We start from the raw sequence: 25,118 nt of genomic DNA, 5'->3' as shown, positions 1-25,118 counted from the left end.
CCATTCAGTCATTATACTTCAAAACTAACGCCCTTTGCGTTTCATCATTCCTTTGGAAGGATTATAGCCTATGATAGCAAGTATCAAAAATAGCGCAAATGCAACAGCAGTATAAACAAAAGCATGCTGATTGAACTGAGCATACAATGCAAAACGTAAAAATTCAACCGCCTGAGAAAAAGGGTTATATTCTGCTATTTTATACAACCATGCACTGGATTCCTGTAGCTTCCAGAGCGGATATAACGCCGTAGACATAAAAAACATGGGAAAGATAACAAAATTCATCACCCCGGCAAAGTTTTCCAGCTGCTTGATAAATGATGACAGCAACAACCCTAACGCGCCCAGCATCAAACCAGAAAGTAGCAGGGCAGGCAGTAACCATAAATAGCCTTCTAAAGGTGCCTGTATTTCATAAAACCAGGCGATTGCTAAAAACACATAGACTTGCAAGATGGAAACAAAAACACCGGCCAGCAACTTCGACAATAATAAATACCAGCGTGGCAAAGGGCTGACTAATAAAATACGCATGCTGCCCATTTCCCGATCATAAACCATGGACAATGAACTCTGCATACCATTAAATAACTGGATCATGCCAATTAAGCCGGGAGTAATATACACTTCGTAAAGGATATAAGTTTCATAGGGTGGAATAATAGCGATACCTAGCGCAGCCCTAAACCCGGCAGCAAAGACGAAAAGCCAGATCAATGGTCTGACTAGCGCGGACAAGAAGCGCTCCTTTTGCTTGACAAAGCGTAACAATTCCCGAAATACAATTCCCCAGAGAGCAAACCAGTAATGAAAGATACGCATCAGCCTTTTCCCAATGTTAATTTAAAAAACGCATCATTAATATTATCTGCTTGAGCCTGCTGAATAATATCTTCTACCGCACCTTCTGCTTTAACAGCCCCCTGATGAATAAGCGCTACTTTATCTGAAGCATAGATTTCATCCATTAAGTGCGTTGCCCAGAGTACCGCCAGATCACCATCTGCAACCAGCTGATGCACATGTTCAACAATCGCATGTCTACTTGGCGCATCTAGCCCCACAGTCGGCTCATCCAGTAACAACACTCGTGGTTTATGCATTAATGCGCGAGCTATTTCTACACGCCGCCTATGTCCTCCATTAAGTTGGCGCACCACTTCCTTGCGCCGCTCATACATGCCCAGGCGCTCTAATTGCTCCAGTATACCCAGATTGGATTTTTTTCTGCTCATGCCTTGCAAAGCAGCATGGTAACGCAGATTTTGCTGTACCGTTAAATCAAGATCCAGCGTGGTTTGCTGAAACACCACCCCTAGTTGAGCCAATGCTTTTAACGGTTTTTTCTGAATATTAAAACCGGCAAGATGAATTTTTCCATACTTATGTGCGTATAGGCGGGTAATTAATGCAAATAAGGTGCTTTTCCCAGCACCATTTGGGCCGAGTAAAATACCACACTGCCCTGCTGCTACCGTTAAATTCAAGTCATACAGAACCTGTTTTTTCCCGTAGGAAAAATTTAAGTCTGTTATTTCCAGTGCCAAGTGTTTAGCCATTGTTATCTTTATATTGTGTAAATGTAAAAAAATTTTGACACAATAGGGAGCGGATGGCTTTTGTAGGCTGGGATGGAGGCGGCGTAATCCCTGCATTTTTGTTGCTGGTTTTGTACCTCAACCCAGCCTATATACACTGCATTGGATATTTTCTCAACCTCTTACTACCCTGCTCCCCATTTCATTAAGCCTAAGGCTTAACAGCCACTCCCCACGGGTAACGACCTACTGCTATCGATTTGGTTACTTTATGCTCGTCCAGATCGATAATAGAAATATCATGACTCACACCGTTAGTCGTATATAAGCGCTTCTGCTCAGGCGAGAAAGCTAAATTCCAGACTCTTTCCCCTACAAGCAGATACTTTTCTACCTCGTATGTTTGTGCATTAATCACAGCAACCCGATTAGCTGGGCCTAAAGCAACATAGCCCCATTTACGACCCTTATCGACAATCACCCCCACAGGCTGAATTTTTTCCTTGCCAACTCCTGGCACAGAAAAATGAACCCGTTGAGTAATTTCCTTGCTTGCGACATCAATAATCATCAAAGTTCCATTGATCTCAGAAGTCACCCATAACTGCTGACTATCAGCAGTAAAACTTAAGGCTCTAGGGCGCGGATCAACCAGCGTATTCGCTTTAATTTCATACGTTTTAGCATCAATCCAGTGTACCATATTGGTAGTTTCCGAGGCACTGACGACCCATTGCTTATCTGGACTAACCGCAATACCTTCGGGCTCAACGCCCACACCTATAGTATGAACGGCCTGTTTAGTCGATAGGTCTATAACCGTCACCTGGTTATCATCTTCATTAGAGACATACATGCGCGTGCCATCCGAATTAATAGCAAAGGTCTCAGGGTCTTCACCAGATGGCAGTTTATTTTTAACCACCAGCGTATTCGCATCCACCTCCAGTACAGTATCATCATCACTGGTAGCAATATAGAGCGTCTGAGCATCAGGACTAAGCTGTATACCACGCGGCCTTTGCCCGATATTCACGGTCTTGATTAATTTGCCTGCAATGGGGTCGACGACTGCGATAGCATTATCTTTCTCCAGACTGACAAAAACAGTTTCGGCTAAACTCACATGTACAAATAACAAAGAAACTGCGCTTATTAATACTTTTGTTTTCATTTCCATTCCTATTGGCATTGTGTTTCTGGCTGGTCATAGCCTAATGTGTCTAATTCATTTTTGGGGTGCAAAAAACCTTCTAAAGGCGGTGCAGTTACTAATGACGTAGGAGCCGCCAATAAAACCGGCTGGCGTAATTGCCCATTCCAGCTTCTAAAGCTGAGTGGTCGACCTTTATAGCCTTGTAACTTAAAGCGCTCACTCAATAAATAGGCCTTTATAGATGGCGCATCATTTTTTTTTGTGCGCGTCACTGCCTCTCCTATGGCTCTAACAGCTAAGTATGCAGCATAATCTCGTTCCTGCATCTGCCGGTTGGCCAGGGCTTTAAAGCGATTTTGAATTTGCACCGCGCCCCATTGCTCATGGGTGCGATGCCATGAGGTAGCAACCAGCCCTTGTGTGCCAATGACCGGTCTGGGTAACCAGGTTCGGTAGCTGATATATTCACCAAACAAGCCCTGCTCATCGGCAACCACCAACACGTCATAATCATCAACTTGAGTAAACACCGGAATATCAGACTGCGCCGTACGTCTAGCATCATAAGTATGCAGCCACTTCTTCTCTGCGACGATTTTCATGCCAAAGCGTTTAGCTGAGCGCTTAATTGCCTGCGCATACAAAGCATCTTTCGGGGTATTTCCCTGTACCAGAAACCAGCGATTCCAACGTTTTTTAAGCATATATTGCGCCAGGGCATCTGCACGCATCGCTCGGCTAGGCAGTAAATGTAATACATTACTTAAACACTGTTTATAGCGAAAAGTATCCGTGCGCGTGGCAATATCAAATAACAGCGCCCGATTATTATTCAACTGCTGTAACTCTACAAGCTGGCTGGCTGGCAAATTTACAATAATAAGTTGTATGCCCTGTTTAATTTTTTCAGCGAACGCCTGCTTTACATCGCCACCAATCGGTACAATCACCTGCTCCAACAAGTAGCTCTGGTCAGCAAACTGCCCCGTAGTATTATTGTCTTTAAGGCCTAATAGAGCTCCCTGCAAGCCTTTATCGGCAACAAATGGCTCAAGATTCGACAAAGCCGCCGGCACTTGTTGTTCCTGGGTAATATAGGCAATTTTAATATCCTGATGATCGCTGGCAAATATCTGAGTACTGCAAACTAGCGAGACTATAAGTATAAAAATTGAAAATAATCGAGTAGGCATCTTTAGTGCGAAAATCTATGGCTATCAGTATTTTTATTATATATTAGAAGCAACAATTTCCCTTATGTAATTCAGATTCTGGTACAAAACCTTGCCCTCTTTAAGCCAAATTTTTATATACCCAATTAAATCCCTTGCCGGCATTCAGGTAGACCAGTGTGCCGTCACCCCAACTGGGCTAAAATACGATAGGAAATGGATGCTAGTCGATGAGCATCAGCAGTTTTTATCACAGCGCCGCCTGCCTAAAATGGCCCTGCTAAAAACACAGATTATTGCTCAGCAATTAATTATCTCCGCGTCCAGTCAGGAAAATTTAGTGCTTGATCTTAACCCACCAGAAACAGATCCTACCCGGAAAGTCACGGTGTGGGGAGATAAATGCCAGGCACAAGAAGTCAACCAGCAAGCCAGTCAGTGGTTTAGAGATTATTTACAATTCCCCTGCACACTCGTATATCAGCCGGATAAAAATATTCGCACAGTTGATCAAAAATATGCGCAGTCAAATGACCAGACCTCATTTAGCGATGGCTTTCCTTTTCTAATTGTTTCCGAGGCCTCTTTAGCGCAATTGAACCTGCAAATGAATCTAGCATTATCCATGCGCCGCTTTCGCCCTAACCTAGTCATTAAAGACTGCGCCGCTTATGCAGAAGACCGCTGGCGTAAAATCAGTATCGGCGGTATTTCATTCAGACTACCCATACCCTGCGCTCGCTGCGCCATACCTCAGATAAACCCTGATACAGCCATATCCGACAAAGAACCGCTGCGCACCTTGGCAAAAACCAGAAAATGGAATAACGAGGTGTTTTTTGGCCAGAATGCACTGCATGATAATCTGGGCGTTTTGCAAACTGGTGGTTTTGTGATTATTAATAAAACCGGCTCGGCTCAACCACCATTAGAATAACAACACCGATGTAGGGCTTGGCTTTAGCCACGGCCTACAATGAATAACGCAGGCGCGCCATGCTACCTCACGAAATTCCGGGACTCCTGTCGCCGTAATTCGTTCACCTACGCAGCGAATAGGAGATGCTCCAGCCGCCCTGCGTCCGCCACAGACTGAGCACAAAGCAGCTCAGTCATGGCTACCACAAATGGCTCTACGGCTATTCGGGATAAAATTTTAGCCTCCCTCGCGCGCTATCGCGCACTTCGGATTGGCAAATTTCCCTGCGCCTTCTGGAGACTATCAGCCCGTCCGGGGCTGACAGCGATGGTATGTTTGTTGCTAAATTAATGATACTTAGGGTTATGGATTAAATAAAAATCGAAACCTGTAGGATGCTGATGAGGAACGAAGCGCATCACATACAATGGTGCGCTTCGTTTCTTAGCTCACCCTACAGAATATTTAGTTCTGGATATTAATAAACTGAACTGAAGTTTCCCAATTATTGAGTAGCTGAAAGACACAATGCTGGTGTATCGAGGTTTATTTTAGGTGGTTTTGCCATGTTTATAGCAAACCCCTACTTAATTCCCCTTAGGCAATAGCATTTGAAACGAATGAAAAGACTATTTTTTTCATATAGTTGTAGCATAGTTTCAATTTTACCATCAATAATTATTGGGAAACTTCAGTCGAATAGTAAGATCATAGCGACTAAAAACCTCTGCAAGTTCCTGCTCTAATATAGAGCGATTCTGGATAAGTTTTTTCTTCCATATTTCAGCTATCGACTTAAACGCCAGCCCTTGCCCCCAGGATCTGCCACCCAGTTGGTGCATTAAAGGCCGATCCACTTTAGCATTGATCACCAATCCATTATAATTAAACTGTAATGTGTTAGAATCGCCTGAAAATTTCACCTCGATAGCTTGTTCAACATCTAGCTTATGCAACTGCTGTTCAGAATTAACCAGATTCTGAATAGGGCTGACATTTTTTAAAAACACATTACGTTGATCAAACATCCTAAGTCTCCTTCAAGCGAATTCTTCGCTGTTACATAATCTCATTTAAAGCTGAAATTAAATCTGTTATTATCCAGTTTTTTGTTTCTTGGCTTGGGAGGTATTATGCAGAAAGATGAACTCATGAAAAATGGAAGTTTGCTGGAAATATTTAGCTGGGTTGATCCGTTATAATTATTGTTTTCACTCGCATGAAATCGTGGTTAATTTAGATATTATTAACCAATTGCAGAGTCTTATGAATTATTACAGCTGGAAATGTGTTGGGGATTTGTATGCGATAAGAAAGGGGTTTGCTTTAAACTCCTGGGAGGAGTAAAAAAGATTTAGCTTTTTTCTATTGAAAAGCAATAGCTAAAGCTATTGTACTCTCTGCTGACTAAAGCCAGCCCCCTATAATAGTATGTAGAGATTATCAAGGATGATTTTATTGCCTAACTCTGATCTTGCTTATAAAGGCGCAACACCTGCTTTACATATTTTTGAGTTTCGGGATATGGCGGGATTTGATTATTATATTTTTTGACAGCATTTTCACCGGCATTATAAGCGGCAATAGACAAGCTTAGGTCATCCTTAAAAAGACCAAGCAAATATTTGAGGTATTTGGTACCGGCAAAAATATTCTGTTTAGGGTCTTTGCGGTTTTGCGCGCCATACAGCCGCGCTGTCGCAGGCATTAACTGCATTAAACCCACTGCACCGGCACTAGAAACAGCGGCTGCATTATAGGCAGATTCGGCATAAATTACTGCATGCACCAGCTTTGGATCAATTCCATGCTTGCTGGCTGCCGCTTCAATAATTGGCGTGTATTTCTTTTTATTCTTCTTCAGGTGCTTAAACGATGCCTGATAGCCTTTAGGCTTGCTGCGAATAATCAGCTTGTATTTTTTATGCTGAGGCTGGTCAGTGTAATAAACGCGCCCATCAGGTGCAGTGTATTTATAAACATCTGCCAGGCAATTCAAGTTAACAGTCAATAAGCCTGATGCCAGAAAAATTAGACTTAAGCCGTTTTTCATAGCACTAGCTATCTGCCAGATACCCGGCGATATCTTCCTTGGAAAAGCCTATCTTTTTCGCTACCCGGTGCGCATGACTTACTCTTGAAATCCCCGGAATTAGTTTATAGCTTGGATCTTCATCAGCAAATTCAACTTGCAAGGCTACACCTTTTTTTCCGCCAGAAAATGATCGACCAATTGATGGTTATGGGTAATTAATACTGAAGTTTCTTAGAAATTCATCAAGCAACCATTCGCAATAAAACGGCTACCACCGAATTTACAGGGGAGCTGCTGTATTTGGGGCAAACCCTTTCAAAATCCGGATCCAGAGCCGCTTCGGCAATGATGCGGCGGATATCTGAAAAGGCGAAACTGGCTCGCCCCTTCACTTTGTGCCGACGTTCCGGATCGGTTTTTAAACGATCCGCGTAAATCCACGTCAGCGTTGTTGCCATCATACAGAAGTTCAAATGGTTGGTCACTGCCTGCGTATTTCGACACTGACTTTTCTGACTCCCTATGTCTTGCTTGAGCTCTTTGAACCCGGATTCGATTTTCCATCGCGCACCATAATACTCAATAATCTGTGTGATGGATAAACTTAGATCGGTCGTAAACAAAGCAATCCACTGTGTGCGACGAAACACCCAGACAACCTGAACGGGTCGTTTCAATGTTTTCAGCATGACAACGCGACTATAAGCCCTGACTTCACGCTGTTTTCCATAGAGATTCACGGTATACGATCGGGCCTTTTGTTGTACTGTTTTTGCCATGTCTGTGGCTGACCTCAGGCGCTGCCCGTACTTTTTATTCCGCCCCCTCTGCTTGGGTTTTCTTTTTTCTGGACGATCGTACAGTACATTATTGCACCTTAACCTAGAGAGAATATTAAACCGGCTTCCGATAGCTTTGTAAACAGGCTTCCATAGGCCATTGTTGCCAAACCAGCTATCAGTGACTGTCCATATCGGAGCGGTGGAAAAATGTTCTGCAATTGCAATCAGCATTTGAGCCGCCTGAGCCATCTTGGTCTGGAAAGGAACGACATCACCTCTTATCGTGGCGGTTTCTTTTTTTGCCTGAATTGTTTTTAAGGGCAGATAAAATCGGAAATCTAAAAATAAGCACGCCCAGCGACCTTTGACCTGTTTCAGCAACCCTACCGATACAATATTTTGTGCCCATGGATATTTGCTTTGATTCGGCCGCGTGGTCAAAAATGGCTTCACAGCCGAAGATATTTTTGCCTACTTTAGTGATAATGGAGTCATCCAGTGCAACCAATATGCGCCCATCTGTTTCAGGAGACGGAATCAGCTCCCAGATAGTTTTCCACAGCCCAGCACACGGCAAAGTTCAGGCGCGCCATGCTACCTCACGAAATTCCGGGACTCCTGTCGCCGTAATTCGTTCACCTACGCAGCGAATAGGAGATGCTCCAGCCGCCCTGCGTCCGCCACAGACTGAGCACAAAGCAGCTCAGTCATGGCTACCACAAATGGCTCTACGGCTATTCGGGATAAAATTTTAGCCTCCCTCGCGCGCTATCGCGCACTTCGGATTGGCAAATTTCCCTGCGCCTTCTGGAGACTATCAGCCCGTCCGGGGCTGACAGCGGAAGAAGCCATGAAAGTGTAAAAGCGCTTATTCTTGATCTCAAACCCAAGCAACGTATCAAGGCAACGCCAAAGATTAGAGGTCATTGATGACGTAAAAGGAACGATAATGGACAGGATCGTGTAAACGAACAGAGAGGCTCGTTCGCGGCCTAAAGTGGTTTCGGAAAAATGATCTTGAAGCGGGAGTAAAATATCGCGTAAAATGAACATGAATGAGGTCGTTTTATTTGTATAATCAATGTGTTAGAAACTTCCATTATACACTAAAACTAGGCCTCATTCACGATTAACCTGTTGTTTTTTAAAAAGAATTCAAGGCTTTTAGTCAACGGAATGCCATTTAGTATTAGTAATATCTAATATTTCAGAAAAATAAGCATTAGCTGATATCCTTATGCTTTAAAAACTAGGAAACTTCAGATTAATATTGTGTTATTGCCTTTTTGATAAAAGCCATTCAGCACATTTGCCGAGGTCTCCATTTTTTCTTCAAACGTAGTGCCTTCGGATAACTCATCCAGTACCACCATGCTTTTTGCTGTTGATGCCAGAAATACTGCTTTGGTACGTTTTAATTCGGTGCCAAAGCGGCCTTCGCCATCATCTAGCTGACTTATTTCCGGCGCCTGATACTCGATGTTCAAGTTTTTGATATTGAGAAGGTAAAATCAGGTATTCTGAGGTTGTTGTAATTTTATCGGTGTAAGCCCATGTTAATGAATGCCCCAGCCACCTTTATCCAAAGCTATATTGACGATTTAAATGATGCGCTCAATCAGCTAAAACCCGGAGCCGCTTTGACACGGATTCAAGCCGCTTGGTTGGGCACTTGTTTAACGTGCATACTGCTAATGAACTCTGTTTGCTGGGCTAAGTTTGAGCGAGCAAGCCTTGGAGATTGCAAAGTAGCCGCATTATCCTGGGTGTTTCGTAAAGCAAGTATACCCTGGGACTGGTTGCTACGGGTGAGTGTGGTCTTAATTTTAAAACGTTATGGCATTACTGAAGGTGTGTTGGCCTTTGATGAATCAGACCGAGCACGATCTAAGTCTACAAAACGTATTTATAAGGTTTACAAGCAGAAACACAAAGGCTCCGGCGGGTATGTTAATGGACAAACGATAGTATTATTGCTGCTAGTTACCTCATCCATTACAGTGCCTGTCGGTTTTTTCTTTTATATGCCGGATCCAGCCTTAAAGCAGTGGGATAAAGAAGATAAACGGTTGAAAAAGAGCGGTATAGCAAAAAAAGATCGGCCTATTAAGCCTGAACGTGACAGTGCCTACCCGACCAAAACAGAGATTGCATTAGGCTTATTAAAAGAGTTTAAAGTTGCGCATAGCCTGATTAAAATTAAAGGCGTACTGGCTGATGCGCTGTATGGTGAAAAAGCCTTTATGGACGAAGCCGCTAAAGAATCTGGAGGCTCGCAGGTGATTAGCCAATTACGTAAAAACCAAAATATTGAATATAGAGGTAGAATAAGGTCAGTCGAGAGCTACTTTAATTCGATTAACAAAGGCATTGATCAGATAATACGTGTACGTGGCGGCAAAGAGATTAAAGTGACTGTCAGCAGTGCACGATTAAAGGTGAGTTCTCACAGTAAAAAACGCTTTGTCATTGCCTTAAAATATGACGGTGAAAACGACTATCGCTATTTAGTGGCGACAGACCTGACTTGGCGCACACAAGATGTTATTCAAGCCTATACGTTGAGATGGCTGATTGAGGTTTCTTTGAGGACTGGAAGCTTTATGAAGGATGCAGGCGCGCCATGCTACCTCACGAAATTCCGGGACTCCTGTCGCCGTAATTCGTTCACCTACGCAGCGAATAGGAGATGCTCCAGCCGCCCTGCGTCCGCCACAGACTGAGCACAAAGCAGCTCAGTCATGGCTACCACAAATGGCTCTACGGCTATTCGGGATAAAATTTTAGCCTCCCTCGCGCGCTATCGCGCACTTCGGATTGGCAAATTTCCCTGCGCCTTCTGGAGACTATCAGCCCGTCCGGGGCTGACAGCGGGGGCGTGAGGCCAAACAATTAGATGAAGAGGGATCAAGCCGTGGCCTGATTCTGAGTCTTTTGTTTGACCATTGCCTTCTCCTTCACCCAGAGCAAATAGCCCGCATTGAAAGCAAACTACCTGCGTATACCGTAGGAAGCTTACAGCGCAAGTCTCAAATGGATGTACTGCTTGAGTTCATCACGTCATTGCTAGAGTTTCCAGATCCTGGTGATAAGCTGAAAGAGTTAGGTGAATTAATAAAGGATGTGTTTCAGCTGATGCCATCAGGAAAACATATGATTGGCAGAGATTTAGGGCGCTTAGAGCCAACACCATCATTAAAGTATTGTTCTGCTGGGTGAAGGTAAGAGTTTGATGGCAATGGGATGGAAAAACTTGAACATCGAGTGATAGAAAATTTTATCTGCGACGGTTAATGTCGCAGAGTCTGCAGTCACATAGCTACCAATCTGCGCCAATAATTGAATCTGGGTTACGGTTTTACAAAAAGCTGTTTTCCCGCCGCTATTCGGCCCAGTAATAAGCACCAGCTTTCCCTCATCGATAGCAAAGTCATTACCGACATAAGCTGCATCAACTTTGCTTAACACTGGATTTTTTGCATTCTTTAGGCTGATTTTATGATGTTCCGCATCAATCAACTCAGGCAAGACTACGTTGTGGGTATTTGTTTCTGCGTATTTGACTAGTGAGATTAGCTCATCTAGCGGCCCTATCACATCTAAAGTTCTGCCCAGATCATTCGATTTTCTATATTCCTCCCGTAGCGGCTTAATACAGCTATCTCTGTCAAAACCACCAATAATGGGAAAGTAAATCAACATCATGGGCACAACAAAAATAGCGACCGCAGGTGATAAGCTGAAAAAACCAATAGGAATAAACAAATCTGAAGTTTCCCAATAATTATTTATGGTACAATTGAAACTATGCTACAACTATATGAAAAAAATAGTCTTTTCATTCGTTTCAAATGCTATTGCCTAAGGGGAATTAAGTATCGGGGAGTCGCTATTTTTGCGAAAGCTTGTTTTGGGCATCCCAGCCCAAGCAAGCAGCAAAAACTTAACGCGACCACTTATGCCTCCGGCGGCCCCGATTCGTCCTCGTCACCTCGTCCCGACCCAACAAGGGGTCGGAACATAGGCTCCAAATGACTTGACGCCGTGTCGGATGGCCTTTTATTTTGTCTCCACCTTCGCTAACGCTCAGACTCCGACAAAACAACGGCCCTACGGCTATCGCGGACTAAAAATCTTCACTTCGCTAAAGCTCCGTTTCCAGGATTTTCAGCGTCTGAGCAACCCACTTCTGAGATTCAACGCGTAAATCCCCCCGGCCGCATAAACTTTCCCCTTGCTGTTTTTTTCAGTATGGCAGGCATGATCAATAAAATGTCCATCCGCTGCTTCTATGGTGTATTCGTCAAGTTCTGGGAATGCTTTAAGATAATCAATGCCTTGCGATAGCAGTGTTTCAGAGTGAAGATGGTAGCTCTGCTGTTCAAATGCCTCAAGCATACTTGTTCGTCTATGCGACTTCAGTGATTTAAAATACGTTGAGTGGGGAAGCAGCTGGCCATAAATCTGTTCATTGGTTTGGAGGAAATGGCGACCACTATCGACTACACTGATACAGCGTAATAACCCAAGGCGAATAAAGTCGATATCCTTCAACTCTGGGCATGAACGAGCCCACAAAGGATGACGCTCTGCTAACGCGGGGAGTCGCTATTTTTGCGAAAGCTTGTTTTGGGCATCCCAGCCCAAGCAAGCGGCAAAAACTTAACGCGACCACTTATGCCTCCGGCGGCCCCGATTCGTCCTCGTCACCTCGTCCCGACCCAACAAGGGGTCGGAACATAGGCTCCAAATGACTTGACGCCGTGTCGGATGGCCTTTTATTTTGTCTCCACCTTCGCTAACGCTCAGACTCCGACAAAACAACGGCCCTACGGCTATCGCGGACTAAAAATCATCACTTCGCTTAGGCTCCGTTTCCCTGATTTTCAGCGAGGGCACGTTCCATACTTTCATTGCAGTGTTGGTGAATATGTTCAGAGAGTGGTAGGTCTTTAAGCATGGGTGATATCCGTTTATGAGGTGATTAAAACGGAAATTTTTAGAAAATTTTTTTCGGTAATTGCAAGCTTTATTTGAAATTATTTGTTGTTTTTTTACGGTGCCTACAGAGTGTCTATTTGCTGTTATAAGTGATTAAAATCAAAAATATGGAAATATTCGAGTGGTGCTACCTTCAGGTAGGTTATAGGCTGCTTTGTTTAGGTACTTCTTCTTTCAATGGGAACACTGATGATCTGGGAGCTGATTCCGTCTCCTGAAACAGATGGGCGCATATTGGTTGCACTGGATGACTCCATTATCACTAAAGTAGGCAAGAATATCTTCGGCTGTGAAGCCATTTTTGACCACGCGGCCAAATCGAATCAAAGCAAATATCCATGGGCACAAAATATTGTATCGGTAAGGTTGCTGAAACAGGTCAAAGGTCGCTGGGCGTGCTTATTTTTAGATTTCCGATTTTATCTGCCCTTAAAAACAATTCAGGCAAAAAAAGAAACCGCCACGATAATAGGTGATGTCGTTCCTTTCCAGACCAAGATGGCTCAGGCGGCTCAAATGCTGATTGCAATTGCAATTGCAGAACATTTTTCCACCGCTCCGATATTGACAGTCACTGATAGCTGGTTTGGCAACAATGGCCTATGGAAGCCTGTTTACAAAGCTATCGGAAGCCGGTTTAATATTCTCTCTAGGTTAAGGTGCAATAATGTACTGTACGATCGTCCAGAAAAAAGAAAACCCAAGCAGAGGGGGCGGAATAAAAAGTACGGGCAGCGTCTGGGGGCAGCCACAGACATGGCAAAAACAGTACAACAACAGGCGCGCCATGCTACCTCACGAAATTCCGGGACTCCTGTCGCCGTAATTCGTTCACCTACGCAGCGAATAGGAGATGCTCCAGCCGCCCTGCGTCCGCCACAGACTGAGCACAAAGCAGCTCAGTCATGGCTACCACAAATGGCTCTACGGCTATTCGGGATAAAATTTTAGCCTCCCTCGCGCGCTATCGCGCACTTCGGATTGGCAAATTTCCCTGCGCCTTCTGGAGACTATCAGCCCGTCCGGGGCTGATAGCGAAGGCCCGATCGTATACCGTGAATCTCTATGGAAAACAGCGTGAAGTCAGGGCTTATAGTCGCGTTGTCATGCTGAAAACATTGAAACGACCCGTTCAGGTTGTCTGGGTGTTTCGTCGCACACAGTGGATTGCTTTGTTTACGACTGATCTAAGTTTATCCGTCACACAGATTATTGAGTATTATGGTGCGCGATGGAAAATCGAATCCGGGTTCAAAGAGCTCAAGCAAGACATAGGGAGCCATAAAAGTCAGTGTCGAAATGCGCAGGCAGTGACCAACCATTTGAACTTCTGTATGATGGCAACAACGCTGACGTGGATTTACGCGGATCGTTTAAAAACCGATCCGGAACGTCGGTACAAAGTGAAGGGGCGAGCCAGTTTCGCATTTTCAGATATCCGCCGCATCATTGCCGAAGCGGCTTTGGATCCGGATTTTGAAAGGGTTTGCCCCAAATACAGCAGCTCCCCTGTAAATTCGGTGGTAGCCGTTTTATTGTGAATGGTTGCTTGATGAATTTCTAAGAAACTTCAGTTTATTAACTACCTCTACTGTCAATCAAAGCTAACATCAACTGTACATTCGCATCAGAATCATTTAAGGCAGGAACATACTGATACTGCTCTCCTCCTGCCTTAATAAAGATATCCCGGTTTGCCATATTGATTTCTTCCAGGGTTTCCAGACAATCTACCGCAAAACCAGGGCAGATGATGTCGATATTTTTAATGCCTTCCCCAGGCAGTGCCATTAACGTTTCTATGCAATAAGGCTGTAACCATTTTGCTCGGCCAAAGCGCGACTGAAACACTACGCGCCATCCATGCTCTTGTAAATTTAATTGTGCCGCAATAAGTTCCGCCGTTCTCAAGCACTGATAATAATATGGATCCCCTTTTTTGGTCAGCAAATCAGGTAAGCCATGAAATGAGAGCAGCAATAACTCTCCTCGTCCCTGCCTAGCCCAGGATTGTTGAATAGAATCAGCAATACCGGTGATGTATAAAGGGTGCTGATGGTAATCACTGATAAAATTTAATTCTGGAATATAGCGCCATTGCACTAATTCAGCTGCCACCGCATCAAACACACTGGCCGTTGTTGTAGACGAATATTGCGGATATAAAGGCACAATGCTAATTTGCTCACACTGCGTCTGGCGTAATTTGCGTAATTGCTTGCTTAGTGAGGGCTGACCATAACTCATGACCATATGTACCGACACCTGGGGCTCTAGCTGAAAGTGCTGCGCCACTTTGTCAGTCAGATCCTGGGTTAAATAGGTTAATGGTGAGCCGCGCTCTGCCCACACTTTAGCATAGGCTTTCTTTGATCTACGCGGCCTAAAGGGCAATATAAGAAAGTTTAAAATCAGCCACCAGAGTGAACGCGGTAAATTCACCACCCGGGGGCCGCTCAAAAACTGACGTAAAAACCGCCTTACGGCACCTGTCGTTAACTTGCCGGGGGAACCCAGGTTAACTATTAATATTGCCTTTTTTTTATAGCCCACTCGCCACCATCCTGATTAGCGATTAATTAAACTTAAAAATTCAGTTCTCGTACTGTGTTCTTTGCGGAATATTCCGGTCATTACCGATGTGGTCATCACTGAATTTTGCTTTTCGACACCACGCATCATCATGCACATATGCTTGGCCTCAATAACCACAGCCACGCCTTTGGCATGCACTGCGGTTTCAACAGCATCGGCAATTTGCTTGGTGAGCCTTTCCTGAATCTGTAAACGTCGGGCATACATATCTACAATTCTAGCTAATTTAGATAAACCCAGTACATGTCCATCTGGTAAATAAGCAATATGACACTTACCCACAAATGGCAGTAAATGATGCTCACATAAAGAATACAGCTCGATATCTTTTACGATCACCATATCCTCAGTATCCGCCTCAAATATCGCACCATTTAGCACTTCTTCCAGGTTTTTTTCATATCCATTATTTAAAAATTTAAAGGCTTTCGCGGCTCGCTTGGGCGTATCAATTAAGCCCTCGCGCGTCACATCTTCACCGATTTCTTCAATAATTTTACTGAAATACTCTTCCATCATCCGCCTCTAAAATTAAATAGCTTGCTAGTATACATCATACTTGCACTAATTCTAATGCCTCTAAAACAACATTCTCATCTACGCCTGCCCTAGGCCCGCTCTCACTTAAGTGTCGGCGCCATGCTCGCGCACCTTTAATGCCGTGGAATAATCCCAGCATATGCCGCGTAATACTGTGCAAGCGGACGCCTGCCGCTAATTGTTGCTGTATATAAGGTAGCATCGCACTCACCACCTCATGCCGCGATTGAAGTCTGGCTGGCTGCTGATAAATCATCGCGTCCACTTCGGCCAGGAGATAAGGATTGTGGTATGCTTCGCGACCAATCATCACGCCATCAACACTAGTCAAAAAGCCTGCTGCTTGCTCCAGGGTAGTGATCCCACCATTAATAATAATTTCCAGATCGGGAAAGTCTTGCTTAATCTGTTGCACCACATCATAACGCAAGGGTGGAACCTCCCGGTTTTGTTTAGGAGAAAGTCCCGAAAGCCAGGCCTTGCGCGCATGAATAATAAAGGTATGACAACCACTGGTTGCAATAGTGTTAATAAAGTGTGCCAGTTGCTGATAAGAATCCTGATCATCAATCCCGATGCGCGACTTAACCGTAACCGGAATAGTTACCGCGTTTTGCATGGCAGCAACACATTCGGCAACTAATTCAGGGTCGGCCATCAAACAGGCACCGAAACGACCATTTTGCACGCGGTCACTGGGGCAGCCGACATTCAAATTAACTTCATTATAAGCATAGTCCTGTGCCATTTTGCTACAGGTTGCCAGCTCTTTTGCCGAGCTTCCTCCTAACTGCAAAGCCACCGGCTGCTCTTGCCGAGTAAAGCCAAGATGGCGCTCTATATCACCATTTAATAACGCCCCGGTAGTGACCATTTCGGTATATAAAACTGCATGCCTAGTCAATATCCGGTGAAAATAACGGCAGTGTCTATCTGACCAGTCCAGCATAGGCGCTACGCAGAACTTATGAGCTGCAAATAAAGAGAGATTTTTTGTCATACTACGTAAGCTATTTTTGTCATTTGGTAATTGTCAGATAGGTCAAGAGATTAAAAAATAGGCGTGATTTTGTTGCTCAGAAAATAGCATTACACTGCCTAGTGAATAGGCATATAATTAGACTAACAGTCAACCCGCAAGATACGGCTCAAAATATTCACAACCAATACATATTGCGCTATTGTACACATGAGGATACTCTCCATGAAAATCATCTCTATATTCATTCTGGTACTTGCTGTATCGCTTGTTCATGCAACTATTTATGAATGCGAAGAAAATGGCTTAAAAAGCTATCAACAGTTTCCCTGCAAACAAGGAGGCAAAGAATTCACTCCTCCCAAAGACATTAGCCCGGAAGAGCAAAAAGCGGCAGTAAAGAAATTAGATAAGGATCTAGCTGCTATGGCCGAGTAGAAAAAATTACAAAAGAAAGCACAGGCGCGCCATGCTACCTCACGAAATTCCGGGACTCCTGTCGCCATAATTCGTTCACCTACGCAGCGGATGGGAGATGCCCTGAACGCCCTGCGTCCGCAACGACTACGCACAAAAGCCGCTTCGTCATTACTACCTCACTGGCTGGACGGCTATTCGGAATGCAATTCTTGCTCCTCTCGCGTGCTGCTAGCACACGTCGAATCAGCGAATTGCCCTGTCGCCTATCAGGGACTAAAAATCACCACTTCGCTAAGCTACGTTTCCATGATTTTCAGCGAGGGTAAAACCTTTATACTCGATGTTCAAGTTTTTCCATCCCATTGCCATCAAACTCTTACCTTCACCCAGCAGAACAATACTTTAATGATGGTGTTGGCTCTAAGCGCCCTAAATCTCTGCCAATCATATGTTTTCCTGATGACATCAGTTGAAACACATCCTTTATTAATTCACCTAACTCTTTCAGCTTATCACCAGGATCTGGAAACTCTAGCAATGACGTGATGAACTCAAGCAGTACATCCATTTGAGACTTGCGCTGTAAGCTTCCTACGGTATACGCAGGTAGTTTGCTTTCAATGCGGGCTATTTGCTCTGGGTGAAGGAGAAGGCAATGGTCAAACAAAAGACTCAGAATCAGGCCACGGCTTGATCCCTCTTCATCTAATTGTTTGGCCTCACGCCCCCATCCTTCATAAAGCTTCCAGTCCTCAAAGAAAACCTCAATCAGCCATCTCAACGTATAGGCTTGAATAATATCTTGTGTGCGCCAAGTCAGGTCTGTCGCCACTAAATAGCGATAGTCGTTTTCACCGTCATATTTTAAGGCAATGACAAAGCGTTCTTTACTGTGAGAACTCACCTTTAATCGTGCACTGCTGACAGTCACTTTAATCTCTTTGCCGCCACGTACACGTATTATCTGAATCAAGAAATACCTGTGTTACGAGATCATATTGAAAAGCAAAACAAGGGAAATAACAGCTCTCAGAAACATCTCTATGTCTACGATAAAGCCGTCACCGACTTTGTCTGGTGGGATCGGCAGAAACGACATGCTAATTACATGATTTCAATGCTAAAAGAAAATTCAATTGCGACTCTGGTTGAGTCTATCCCTTTTGACTCCCGCCATGAGATCAATACAGGGGTTGAAGCATACAGTGTGTACGAAAACAAGGGCATCAAATTTAACGTGGTGGATTACCGTGATCCAGAAACCGGAAAACTTCACCGGTTTGTGACAACCTTGCCAATGACTATTAACCCTGGAACCATTGCCATGCTGTATTTCAAGCGATGGACGATTGAAAAGACATTCAATAACACTAAAAGTAATTTCAAGGAAACTAAAGCTCGGGGAGTCGCTATTTTTGCGAAAGCTTGTTTTGGGCATCCCAGCCCAAGCAAGCAGCAAAAACTTAACGCGACCACTTATGCCTCCGGCGGCCCCGATTCGTCCTCGTCACCTCGTCCCGACCCAACAAGGGGTCGGAACATAGGCTCCAAATGACTTGACGCCGTGTCGGATGGCCTTTTATTTTGTCTCCACCTTCGCTAACGCTCAGACTCCGACAAAATAACGGCCCTACGGCTATCGCGGACTAAAAATCATCACTTCGCTTAGGCTCCGTTTCCCTGATTTTCAGCGTTGGTCTTCCAATACCCGCTCACTTGAAAATCAAATGCGCCTGACTGCAATGAGCTATAATTTAATGCGCGTGTTTGAAGAGAGTTCAAAAACACAACAGCCAGAATTGATTCATCCATCGGATAAAAAATATAGCGAGGCTCTGGAGATAAGGCAGCAACAGGCTCAAAAACGAGATCGTTTTGTGAATCCATTATTTTTCCAGGCAAGAATATCTCGTATCAGCTCGTATACCATTCGGGCAGTTCAAAACGCAATAATAACAGGAATGTCTTTACAGTGCTTTATGAGCTCTCTTGTGGCGAGGTTAGTCTCACGGCATCAATTGATAGGGGAACACTGATGAGCCTAATGAAAAAACTGGGCTTCAGTTATCAAAAAGCTCGTTTTGTGACTGATCGCCAAGAAGAAGAAAAGTACGAGCTTGAAAGAAAAACGTGGCTGGAAGAAACATTGCCTGCCATTATGGAAAAGGCGGTAGAAGAAAAGAGTGTCGTTTTATTCGGTGATGAGGTGTCATTTGCTATGTGGGGTTCATTGGCACGAACCTGGGCTCCAATAGGAGAGCAACCCACAGTGAAAACATCAGGGATTCGAAAAGGGTTGAAAATGTTTGGTACGATCGAACTCGAAGGAGGGAGTTTTCAATACCGAGAATCATTGGCTTATGAGATAAAACCAAAGTCACTTAGACTTTTAAAAGAAGCTGGGCTGCCTCAAGAATTTTTAGCTATTCTTAAAAGCTTAAAAAATGAGAAATATCCAACACAGAAGCTTTTTATGGAAGCGATATATTCTATTGCCGACAACGTCTTAATCGAGAGTTATAAGCCAATGATATTACAACACGCTGAAACATCTGGGCGTTTTAATGGTGAAAGCTATGTTGAGTTTTTAACACAATTGCTGGCTTATTATAAAGGCAAGATTATTCTAATTGAAGATGGTGCCCCGTATCATGGAAGCGGTGTTATTAAGGAATTTAAGTTAGCTAATGTAGATCGTTTGACAGTAGAACGTCTCCCTGCGTTCTCGCCGGATTTTAATCCGATTGAGAAATTATGGAAAAATACGAAACGCGATTCGACTCATATGAAGTATTTTAAAACTTTTGAAGATCTTCATGATTCAGTTGTGCAAACTTTTAACACTTATATGCATGATGCCAGTAAAGTGATTTGTGTTATGCAAAAATTGCGGGAAGATTTCGTTGTTACCGCCTAAGTTTAAGCGCTCCAAATTTGGAAATTATTTATCTGAGAAACTATATAATGGCTGATAATTTTTTCTCGGCTGTCCACTGTATAGGAGAATGGCTTGTGTTTTTAGTGTTTTTGCACTTCTTATCACTCGATGTTCAAGTTTTCAGCTATAACTGGGCTAAGAAAAGTAAATTTTTCCGGCTTTGTTTTATAAGTGATTGATTTACAATGATGTTGATGCTTTCTTTGTCAGTAAAATTGTCAATAAAATCAATCAGTTAAAAAACTTGAACATCGAGTATCAACATAAGTTTGCTTCCACGTATACAGCGTTCCGTAAGGAATATTTTCGGCCTTAGCTAATTCAGGTACGCTCATATTTAAGGGGGGAAGCATTTTGTTACTGAAGTTTCCCAATAATTATTTATGGTAAAATTGAAACTATGCTACAACTATATGAAAAAAATAGTCTTTTCATTCGTTTCAAATGCTATTTCCTAACAGGCGCGCCATGCTACCTCACGAAATTCCGGGACTCCTGTCGCCGTAATTCGTTCACCTACGCAGCGAATAGGAGATGCTCCAGCCGCCCTGCGTCCGCCACAGACTGAGCACAAAGCAGCTCAGTCATGGCTACCACAAATGGCTCTACGGCTATTCGGGATAAAATTTTAGCCTCCCTCGCGCGCTATCGCGCACTTCGGATTGGCAAATTTCCCTGCGCCTTCTGGAGACTATCAGCCCGTCCGGGGCTGACAGCGGGGGAATTAAGTAGGGGTTTGCTATAAACATGGCAAAACCACCTAAAATAAACCTCGATACACCAGCATTGTGTATTTCAGCTACTCAATTACTCAATAATTGGGAAACTTCAGTTTTGTTAATGATGGCATCTTTTCTTTCTTTTGGGTATTGAGTTGTCATGGTTTTATTTTTCCGCCCCTTGTTTGAGTTATTATTTTTCAAATAAGGCGAAAACTATCCTGACACGGGGGGCTGCTAGCACACGTCGAATCAGCGAATTGCCCTGTCGCCTATCAGGGACTAAAAATCACCACTTCGCTAAGCTCCGTTTCCATCGCTGAAAATCAGGGAAACGGAGCCTAAGCGAAGTGATGATTTTTAGTCCGCGATAGCCGTAGGGCCGTTATTTTGTCGGAGTCTGAGCGTTAGCGAAGGTGGAGACAAAATAAAAGGCCATCCGACACGGCGTCAAGTCATTTGGAGCCTATGTTCCGACCCCTTGTTGGGTCGGGACGAGGTGACGAGGACGAATCGGGGCCGCCGGAGGCATAAGTGGTCGCGTTAAGTTTTTGCTGCTTGCTTGGGCTGGGATGCCCAAAACAAGCTTTCGCAAAAATAGCGACTCCCCGAGATTTTCAGCGTATGTGGTAAAAAATGTGTCGGCTAAACCTGCAGCATCGCCAGCACTACCACCATGCCCAGTACCCGTATAAGGTTGGGGTATCCCTCTGATTCCGGTTATATCGCCCGGCGTACCCATAATATTTAAAGTTAGCTCGCTAATAATATTCCAGCCATCAAATTTAGCTGACATAATGGCGCCAAAGCTTCCTATATGCACATCCCCAGCAGTTGCACCTCCATGGAATTTGTACTCAATCGGTATGCTAAAATTAGGGCTTAACGGATTTTGTGAAGCTCTTTGCCAGTCGGCTATTGTGGGGGAATATCATCATATGCCAGAGTAGAAAATGAAATCAGGGATGTGAATAAAAAGATGATAGTGCGCATAAGTAGCTAGTCCTGGTTAAAGTGGCTGTGAGCAAGTTCGGTAAACGTAAAGTCATCACTGACGGGTTCAATCTGGAAAATTCGGTTGGGCATCTTAGTGTTAAATTTTCTTTCCTGCCCATTTGAATCGCGTTCACGTAAATTAAATGAATTACAATCGGCAATTAAATGGGAGCCAGAAGGGAGTTCAATAGTATCTTGTACCCACTTCACTGGAAATAATGGACTGGTTCCGGCAATAACGTCCAGTAATTTAAAATCGTGGTCATACACTCGGGCCTCGCCTTTACGTGAGTTTGCTAGGATATAGCCTTTGGAATGTGGTCGAATATGGTGCGCGCCGTTCAGGTTTTCAATCACCAGATTCAGTTGTAGTGTTTCCTGGTCGATACGAGCCACTTTGCCCTGATAAAACAGGATAGTTAGAATTTTACTCTCATCATAAGGGTCTACGATGGCTGAATTCAAATGTGTAGTTTGTAAACGCCCTGGATAGCATAAGTTACGATGATCAAGATCATGATCAATAGTTCGTTCGCCACCGCCATATTTAGTTGAATAACCCTGCTCGGTGCCAAACCATGTCCAGATGATTTCACCTTGTAAATTAACTTCCAGAATCGCATCGATACCACTGGAGGTAATTAATAAGCCATTTTTAGTACGCCGTAGAGAACGTAATTGTGAAAATAGCGGGTGCTTTATTTCCAGGTCTATCTCACCTTGATCATTTAAGCGCAGGATATGCTCATCTCCTGGTACGCCATCAACACAACAGGGTAGGCCGGTCAAAAAATACAGGCCTTCACCAGGCACATACTCCATGCCAAAAGGCTTGGTAGGATAGATTTCATCCACCAGGCGAAATTCACCTAAAGGCTCGAGTTGCTCCAGTAATTGAATTTTTCCGCCGGGAGAACCAGTAAAAACATCATTTGATTTATCCTTGCCCTTGATAATGCGATTCAAGCGAAACTTGGCATAATCACAATTTGTTTGTGGGTAGGAAATTAAAAAACGCATATTAAGGGTTCTCCGAATATCTAAGATTAGATGGTAATCGAGTTTAAATATATTAATGGTATTTATGGCTATAAAGTGGGTCTTTAGCCCGCCGAAATTCCCCTACTAACGTGAAAAGACAGCCAAGTAATAATAATATTGCCTCTAGACACAATACAATATTCATGACAAGAGCAACCGATAATTGTAGCATAAATCCTTAGTTAAGTTAAATAAATCAAAAGCCTAAGTTTTAGTACAATGAATGACGTACAGTACCAGGATTAAGGCAGGTTATTAGAAATTAACAGGAGTTAAGTTATGTTATTCTGCAAATGGAAACACGCAGCTGTTATCGTAGTCAGTTTCATTTACAACGTAGGAGCGGTCGCTGATATGCAATATTATCCACCTGAAATGCAATCAGATTTGCTCGCGGCTTATCTTGCCAAAGGTAAAGACTATCAGGCTCGTACAGCTAATTTTTTGAATGAGGTGTGGCAACACCAGCAGCCTCTAGTTTTGCAGCGCGCGGACGAAGTGGCTAGAGCAGTTGCCAGTACGCAGCAAAATAAGCAACAAAGCCATGCTTTGGATACTACTTTACTGAAGTTTCCCAATAATTATTTATGGTAAAATTGAAACCATGCTACAACTATATGAAAAAAATAGTCTTTTCATTCGTTTCAAATGCTATTGCCTAAGGGGAATTAAGTAGGGGTTTGCTATAAACATGGCAAAACCACCTAAAATAAACCTCGATACACCAGCATGGTGTATTTCAGCTACTCAATAATTGGGAAACTTCAGTTAATATAGTCTCGCTCCAAAGAAAAAATGTTTATGACGCTATTTAAATGAGTGGTTTATAGCTCTGGTATAATTGCCTGATTTAAATACGGTAACCTATATGACCAGCGACAGCTTTTCTTCTCTTCCAATTTCCAGTGCGTTTGTTGCTAACCTGGATTCGCTCGGCTATAAAAAAATGACCGCTATTCAGGCGCAGGGATTGCCCTATGTATTACAGGGTAAGGATCTTATCGCCAAGGCAAAAACCGGCAGTGGCAAAACAGCAACTTTTGGTATCGGTTTATTGCAGCGTATTAATCCACGATTTTTTGGTATACAGGCGCTAATATTATGTCCCACGCGTGAGCTGGCTGACCAGGTCGGTAAAGAATTGCGTAAGCTGGCGCGTAGCACGCCTAATATCAAACTGGTTTTACTCTGTGGTGGTAAACCTTTTGCACCTCAAAAAAGCTCGCTGGAGCATGGTGCGCATATCGTCGTTGGCACGCCAGGACGAATTCAGGATCACTTAAGTCGCGGAACCTTAACACTGGCAGGTGTGAATACATTGGTGCTGGATGAAGCGGATCGTATGCTGGATATGGGTTTTATTGATGTGATCAACGAGATCATTGCGCAAACCCCTGATAAACGGCAAACCTTATTATTTTCGGCAACCTATCCGAGCACAATTAAAAAGATGTGTGCCGCTATCCTGCAGGATCCAGTGACGGTTTCTGTCGAGGCCGAACACACTGAAAGCGTGATTGAGCAGATATTTTATCAAGCAAAAGCCTCGCGGCGTAATGAGGCTTTATTAGCCCTGTTTGAACATTACCAGCCTGAGACTACCTTGGTTTTCTGCCACACTAAAATACAATGCGATGCAGTTGCCCGATTTCTGCATGATCACCAGATTGAGGCGTTAGCGATTCATGGAGACCTGGAGCAGCGCGAACGCGATCAGGTGCTGGTGCGCTTTGCCAATCATAGTTGCTCGGTACTGGTTGCCACGGATGTTGCTGCTCGCGGTCTGGATATTAAATCTTTACAGGCGGTTATTAATTTTGAATTACCTCATGATGCCGATATTTATATACACCGGATTGGGCGTACCGGTCGTGCAGGGGAGAAAGGTATTGCGTTGAGTTTATTTATCGAACAGGAACAGCCGCGCGTTAAAGCGATTGCCGAGTTTCAGGGCAAGGCCTGTTTAGTTAAGGAGTTAGATGCCTTAAATGCGAGCACTGGATTTACCCTGCAATCACCTATGGTGACTATACAACTGGATGCGGGACGCAGAAATAAAATTCGACCGGGTGATCTTTTAGGAGCGCTTACAGGTGATGCAGGGTTGTCAGGTTTGCAGATTGGTAAAATTGATATATTTGATATATCCAGTTATGTTGCCATACAACGTTCTGCTGTGAATAAGGCGCTTGGTTTTTTTAGTAATGGTAAAGTGAAAGGGCGTAGCGTGCGTGCGCGTAAAATCGTTTGATAACAATTAATGGAGAAAGATATGTTTAAGAAA

At 43.8% G+C, this 25,118-nt stretch carries 34 protein-coding genes and 4 pseudogenes; 18 read left to right on the top strand and 20 right to left on the bottom strand.

Features of this window, described 5'->3' with window-relative positions; translation table 11 throughout:
- Positions 1-24: 24 nt before the first annotated feature.
- From K6984_RS13195 to K6984_RS13180, 4 genes are all read right to left on the bottom strand, one after another.
- The gene (locus tag K6984_RS13195; protein WP_221895945.1) at positions 25-825 is read right to left on the bottom strand and encodes an ABC transporter permease; all 801 of its coding nucleotides are present in this window, start codon (positions 823-825) and stop codon (positions 25-27) included.
- A complete protein-coding gene (locus K6984_RS13190) occupies positions 825-1,562 on the bottom strand; it encodes an ABC transporter ATP-binding protein (protein ID WP_221895990.1) in 738 nt (245 codons plus the stop codon). Before K6984_RS13190 ends, K6984_RS13195 begins: the two co-directional genes overlap by 1 nt.
- Before the next feature lie 190 nt (positions 1,563-1,752).
- Positions 1,753-2,715 carry a PQQ-dependent catabolism-associated beta-propeller protein gene (locus K6984_RS13185; protein WP_221895989.1) on the bottom strand — a complete coding sequence of 321 codons (963 nt, stop codon included), beginning with the start codon at positions 2,713-2,715 and terminating at the stop codon, positions 1,753-1,755.
- An 8-nt stretch (positions 2,716-2,723) separates the two neighbouring features.
- Positions 2,724-3,890 (bottom strand): ABC transporter substrate-binding protein, encoded by a 1,167-nt coding sequence (locus tag K6984_RS13180; RefSeq protein ID WP_221895944.1) that lies wholly within the window; start codon positions 3,888-3,890, stop codon positions 2,724-2,726.
- A 91-nt stretch (positions 3,891-3,981) separates the two neighbouring features.
- Here K6984_RS13180 and K6984_RS13175 point away from each other — a divergent pair, with 91 nt between their 5' ends.
- Positions 3,982-4,806 carry an MOSC domain-containing protein gene (locus K6984_RS13175; RefSeq protein ID WP_221895943.1) on the top strand — a complete coding sequence of 275 codons (825 nt, stop codon included), beginning with the start codon at positions 3,982-3,984 and terminating at the stop codon, positions 4,804-4,806.
- Here K6984_RS13175 and K6984_RS13170 read toward each other — a convergent pair.
- Complete coding sequence (locus tag K6984_RS13170; RefSeq protein WP_221895942.1) at positions 4,798-4,971, bottom strand: hypothetical protein; 174 nt, start codon at positions 4,969-4,971, stop codon at positions 4,798-4,800. The two genes, K6984_RS13175 and K6984_RS13170, sit on opposite strands and share 9 nt — an antisense overlap.
- Before the next feature lie 12 nt (positions 4,972-4,983).
- On the opposite strand from K6984_RS13170, the gene K6984_RS13165 reads away from it, so the two are divergent.
- The gene (locus tag K6984_RS13165) at positions 4,984-5,139 is read left to right on the top strand and encodes a hypothetical protein (RefSeq protein WP_221895941.1); all 156 of its coding nucleotides are present in this window, start codon (positions 4,984-4,986) and stop codon (positions 5,137-5,139) included.
- A 320-nt stretch (positions 5,140-5,459) separates the two neighbouring features.
- Here the strand turns inward: K6984_RS13165 and K6984_RS13160 are convergent, their stop codons facing one another.
- The 4 genes and pseudogenes from K6984_RS13160 to K6984_RS13150 form a co-directional block, all read right to left on the bottom strand.
- The gene (locus tag K6984_RS13160) at positions 5,460-5,816 is read right to left on the bottom strand and encodes a hypothetical protein (RefSeq protein ID WP_221895940.1); all 357 of its coding nucleotides are present in this window, start codon (positions 5,814-5,816) and stop codon (positions 5,460-5,462) included.
- Positions 5,817-6,250: 434 nt separating this feature from the next.
- Entirely contained in the window at positions 6,251-6,841 is a 591-nt protein-coding gene (locus K6984_RS13155; RefSeq protein WP_221895939.1) for a transglycosylase SLT domain-containing protein, read from the bottom strand.
- A 4-nt stretch (positions 6,842-6,845) separates the two neighbouring features.
- Positions 6,846-7,051, bottom strand: a pseudogene (locus K6984_RS31000) (MutS-related protein); the annotation flags it as partial.
- 14 nt (positions 7,052-7,065) lie between these two features.
- Positions 7,066-8,182 (bottom strand): annotated as a pseudogene (locus K6984_RS13150) (IS701 family transposase); the annotation flags it as partial.
- A gap of 132 nt (positions 8,183-8,314) precedes the next feature.
- Here K6984_RS13150 and K6984_RS13145 point away from each other — a divergent pair.
- On the top strand, positions 8,315-8,467 hold the full coding sequence (locus K6984_RS13145) for a hypothetical protein (RefSeq protein WP_221895937.1): 153 nt from the start codon (positions 8,315-8,317) through the stop codon (positions 8,465-8,467).
- Positions 8,468-8,867: 400 nt separating this feature from the next.
- Here the strand turns inward: K6984_RS13145 and K6984_RS13140 are convergent.
- Positions 8,868-9,086: pseudogene (locus K6984_RS13140) on the bottom strand (P-loop NTPase family protein); the annotation flags it as partial.
- A gap of 72 nt (positions 9,087-9,158) precedes the next feature.
- Here K6984_RS13140 and K6984_RS13135 point away from each other — a divergent pair.
- The 3 genes from K6984_RS13135 to K6984_RS13125 are packed head-to-tail and all read left to right on the top strand — an operon-like array spanning position 9,159 to position 10,824.
- Entirely contained in the window at positions 9,159-10,328 is a 1,170-nt protein-coding gene (locus tag K6984_RS13135) for a transposase (RefSeq protein WP_221895936.1), read from the top strand.
- Positions 10,329-10,346: 18 nt separating this feature from the next.
- Complete coding sequence (locus K6984_RS13130) at positions 10,347-10,487, top strand: hypothetical protein (protein WP_221895935.1); 141 nt, start codon at positions 10,347-10,349, stop codon at positions 10,485-10,487.
- Positions 10,488-10,539: 52 nt separating this feature from the next.
- Positions 10,540-10,824 (top strand): hypothetical protein, encoded by a 285-nt coding sequence (locus K6984_RS13125; protein ID WP_221894708.1) that lies wholly within the window; start codon positions 10,540-10,542, stop codon positions 10,822-10,824.
- On the opposite strand, the gene K6984_RS13120 is transcribed toward K6984_RS13125, so the two are convergent.
- On the bottom strand, positions 10,801-11,370 hold the full coding sequence (locus K6984_RS13120; protein WP_338024506.1) for a MutS-related protein: 570 nt from the start codon (positions 11,368-11,370) through the stop codon (positions 10,801-10,803). The genes K6984_RS13125 and K6984_RS13120 overlap by 24 nt on opposite strands.
- Before the next feature lie 130 nt (positions 11,371-11,500).
- On the opposite strand from K6984_RS13120, the gene K6984_RS33455 reads away from it, so the two are divergent.
- Both K6984_RS33455 and K6984_RS13115 read left to right on the top strand, forming a co-directional pair.
- Positions 11,501-11,629: a hypothetical protein gene (locus K6984_RS33455; protein ID WP_263458596.1), complete on the top strand. Its 129-nt coding sequence runs from the start codon at positions 11,501-11,503 to the stop codon at positions 11,627-11,629.
- A 27-nt stretch (positions 11,630-11,656) separates the two neighbouring features.
- Complete coding sequence (locus tag K6984_RS13115) at positions 11,657-11,812, top strand: hypothetical protein (protein ID WP_221895934.1); 156 nt, start codon at positions 11,657-11,659, stop codon at positions 11,810-11,812.
- Here K6984_RS13115 and K6984_RS13110 read toward each other — a convergent pair.
- Positions 11,773-12,183, bottom strand: coding sequence for a hypothetical protein (locus K6984_RS13110; protein WP_221895933.1), 411 nt, complete (start codon positions 12,181-12,183; stop codon positions 11,773-11,775). The two genes, K6984_RS13115 and K6984_RS13110, sit on opposite strands and share 40 nt — an antisense overlap.
- Before the next feature lie 36 nt (positions 12,184-12,219).
- On the opposite strand from K6984_RS13110, the gene K6984_RS33450 reads away from it, so the two are divergent.
- The 4 genes and pseudogenes from K6984_RS33450 to K6984_RS13095 all read left to right on the top strand — a co-directional run.
- Positions 12,220-12,348, top strand: a complete 129-nt coding sequence (locus K6984_RS33450) for a hypothetical protein (protein WP_263458600.1) — start codon at positions 12,220-12,222, stop codon at positions 12,346-12,348.
- A 27-nt stretch (positions 12,349-12,375) separates the two neighbouring features.
- The gene (locus K6984_RS13105; protein WP_221895932.1) at positions 12,376-12,561 is read left to right on the top strand and encodes a hypothetical protein; all 186 of its coding nucleotides are present in this window, start codon (positions 12,376-12,378) and stop codon (positions 12,559-12,561) included.
- Between the two features lie 222 nt (positions 12,562-12,783).
- Positions 12,784-13,557, top strand: coding sequence for a transposase (locus K6984_RS36190; RefSeq protein WP_221895931.1), 774 nt, complete (start codon positions 12,784-12,786; stop codon positions 13,555-13,557).
- Positions 13,558-13,643: 86 nt separating this feature from the next.
- Positions 13,644-14,147: pseudogene (locus tag K6984_RS13095) on the top strand (transposase); the annotation flags it as partial.
- Positions 14,148-14,184: 37 nt separating this feature from the next.
- Here the strand turns inward: K6984_RS13095 and hemH are convergent.
- The 5 genes from hemH to K6984_RS13070 form a co-directional block, all read right to left on the bottom strand.
- A complete protein-coding gene (gene hemH / locus K6984_RS13090) occupies positions 14,185-15,159 on the bottom strand; it encodes a ferrochelatase (RefSeq protein WP_221895930.1) in 975 nt (324 codons plus the stop codon).
- Positions 15,160-15,174: 15 nt separating this feature from the next.
- Complete coding sequence (gene folE / locus K6984_RS13085) at positions 15,175-15,717, bottom strand: GTP cyclohydrolase I FolE (protein ID WP_221895987.1); 543 nt, start codon at positions 15,715-15,717, stop codon at positions 15,175-15,177.
- 37 nt (positions 15,718-15,754) lie between these two features.
- Positions 15,755-16,741, bottom strand: coding sequence for a tRNA dihydrouridine(20/20a) synthase DusA (gene dusA, locus K6984_RS13080; RefSeq protein WP_221895929.1), 987 nt, complete (start codon positions 16,739-16,741; stop codon positions 15,755-15,757).
- Positions 16,742-17,037: 296 nt separating this feature from the next.
- A complete protein-coding gene (locus tag K6984_RS13075) occupies positions 17,038-17,292 on the bottom strand; it encodes a hypothetical protein (RefSeq protein WP_221895928.1) in 255 nt (84 codons plus the stop codon).
- 230 nt (positions 17,293-17,522) lie between these two features.
- Entirely contained in the window at positions 17,523-18,113 is a 591-nt protein-coding gene (locus K6984_RS13070; RefSeq protein WP_230988063.1) for a hypothetical protein, read from the bottom strand.
- Positions 18,114-18,122: 9 nt separating this feature from the next.
- Between K6984_RS13070 and K6984_RS13065 the strand changes: the two genes are divergently transcribed.
- The 3 genes from K6984_RS13065 to K6984_RS13055 all read left to right on the top strand — a co-directional run bounded on the left by K6984_RS13065 (position 18,123) and on the right by K6984_RS13055 (position 20,057).
- A complete protein-coding gene (locus tag K6984_RS13065; protein WP_221895927.1) occupies positions 18,123-18,695 on the top strand; it encodes a transposase in 573 nt (190 codons plus the stop codon).
- 172 nt (positions 18,696-18,867) lie between these two features.
- Positions 18,868-19,176 carry a hypothetical protein gene (locus tag K6984_RS13060; protein WP_221895926.1) on the top strand — a complete coding sequence of 103 codons (309 nt, stop codon included), beginning with the start codon at positions 18,868-18,870 and terminating at the stop codon, positions 19,174-19,176.
- An 8-nt stretch (positions 19,177-19,184) separates the two neighbouring features.
- Positions 19,185-20,057, top strand: a complete 873-nt coding sequence (locus K6984_RS13055; protein ID WP_221895925.1) for a transposase — start codon at positions 19,185-19,187, stop codon at positions 20,055-20,057.
- A 248-nt stretch (positions 20,058-20,305) separates the two neighbouring features.
- Here the strand turns inward: K6984_RS13055 and K6984_RS13050 are convergent, their stop codons facing one another.
- A complete protein-coding gene (locus tag K6984_RS13050; protein ID WP_221895924.1) occupies positions 20,306-20,452 on the bottom strand; it encodes a hypothetical protein in 147 nt (48 codons plus the stop codon).
- Between the two features lie 212 nt (positions 20,453-20,664).
- Here K6984_RS13050 and K6984_RS13045 point away from each other — a divergent pair, with 212 nt between their 5' ends.
- The gene (locus tag K6984_RS13045; RefSeq protein WP_221893820.1) at positions 20,665-20,823 is read left to right on the top strand and encodes a hypothetical protein; all 159 of its coding nucleotides are present in this window, start codon (positions 20,665-20,667) and stop codon (positions 20,821-20,823) included.
- Between the two features lie 440 nt (positions 20,824-21,263).
- Here the strand turns inward: K6984_RS13045 and K6984_RS33445 are convergent, their stop codons facing one another.
- Both K6984_RS33445 and K6984_RS13040 read right to left on the bottom strand, forming a co-directional pair.
- Positions 21,264-21,392, bottom strand: coding sequence for a hypothetical protein (locus K6984_RS33445; protein ID WP_263458596.1), 129 nt, complete (start codon positions 21,390-21,392; stop codon positions 21,264-21,266).
- Positions 21,393-21,796: 404 nt separating this feature from the next.
- The gene (locus K6984_RS13040) at positions 21,797-22,813 is read right to left on the bottom strand and encodes an RHS repeat protein (protein ID WP_221895923.1); all 1,017 of its coding nucleotides are present in this window, start codon (positions 22,811-22,813) and stop codon (positions 21,797-21,799) included.
- A gap of 375 nt (positions 22,814-23,188) precedes the next feature.
- On the opposite strand from K6984_RS13040, the gene K6984_RS13035 reads away from it, so the two are divergent.
- Positions 23,189-23,428, top strand: a complete 240-nt coding sequence (locus tag K6984_RS13035; RefSeq protein WP_221895922.1) for a hypothetical protein — start codon at positions 23,189-23,191, stop codon at positions 23,426-23,428.
- 274 nt (positions 23,429-23,702) lie between these two features.
- Positions 23,703-25,085 (top strand): ATP-dependent RNA helicase DbpA, encoded by a 1,383-nt coding sequence (gene dbpA, locus K6984_RS13030; RefSeq protein ID WP_221895985.1) that lies wholly within the window; start codon positions 23,703-23,705, stop codon positions 25,083-25,085.
- The last annotated feature ends 33 nt before the right edge of the window (positions 25,086-25,118 follow it).

The organism is Bathymodiolus japonicus methanotrophic gill symbiont (assembly GCF_019721995.1).
Taxonomy (GTDB): domain Bacteria; phylum Pseudomonadota; class Gammaproteobacteria; order Methylococcales; family Methylomonadaceae; genus Methyloprofundus.
The sequence above is the reverse complement of the archived record's forward strand: the minus strand, read 5'-3'. Positions and strand labels throughout refer to the sequence as shown.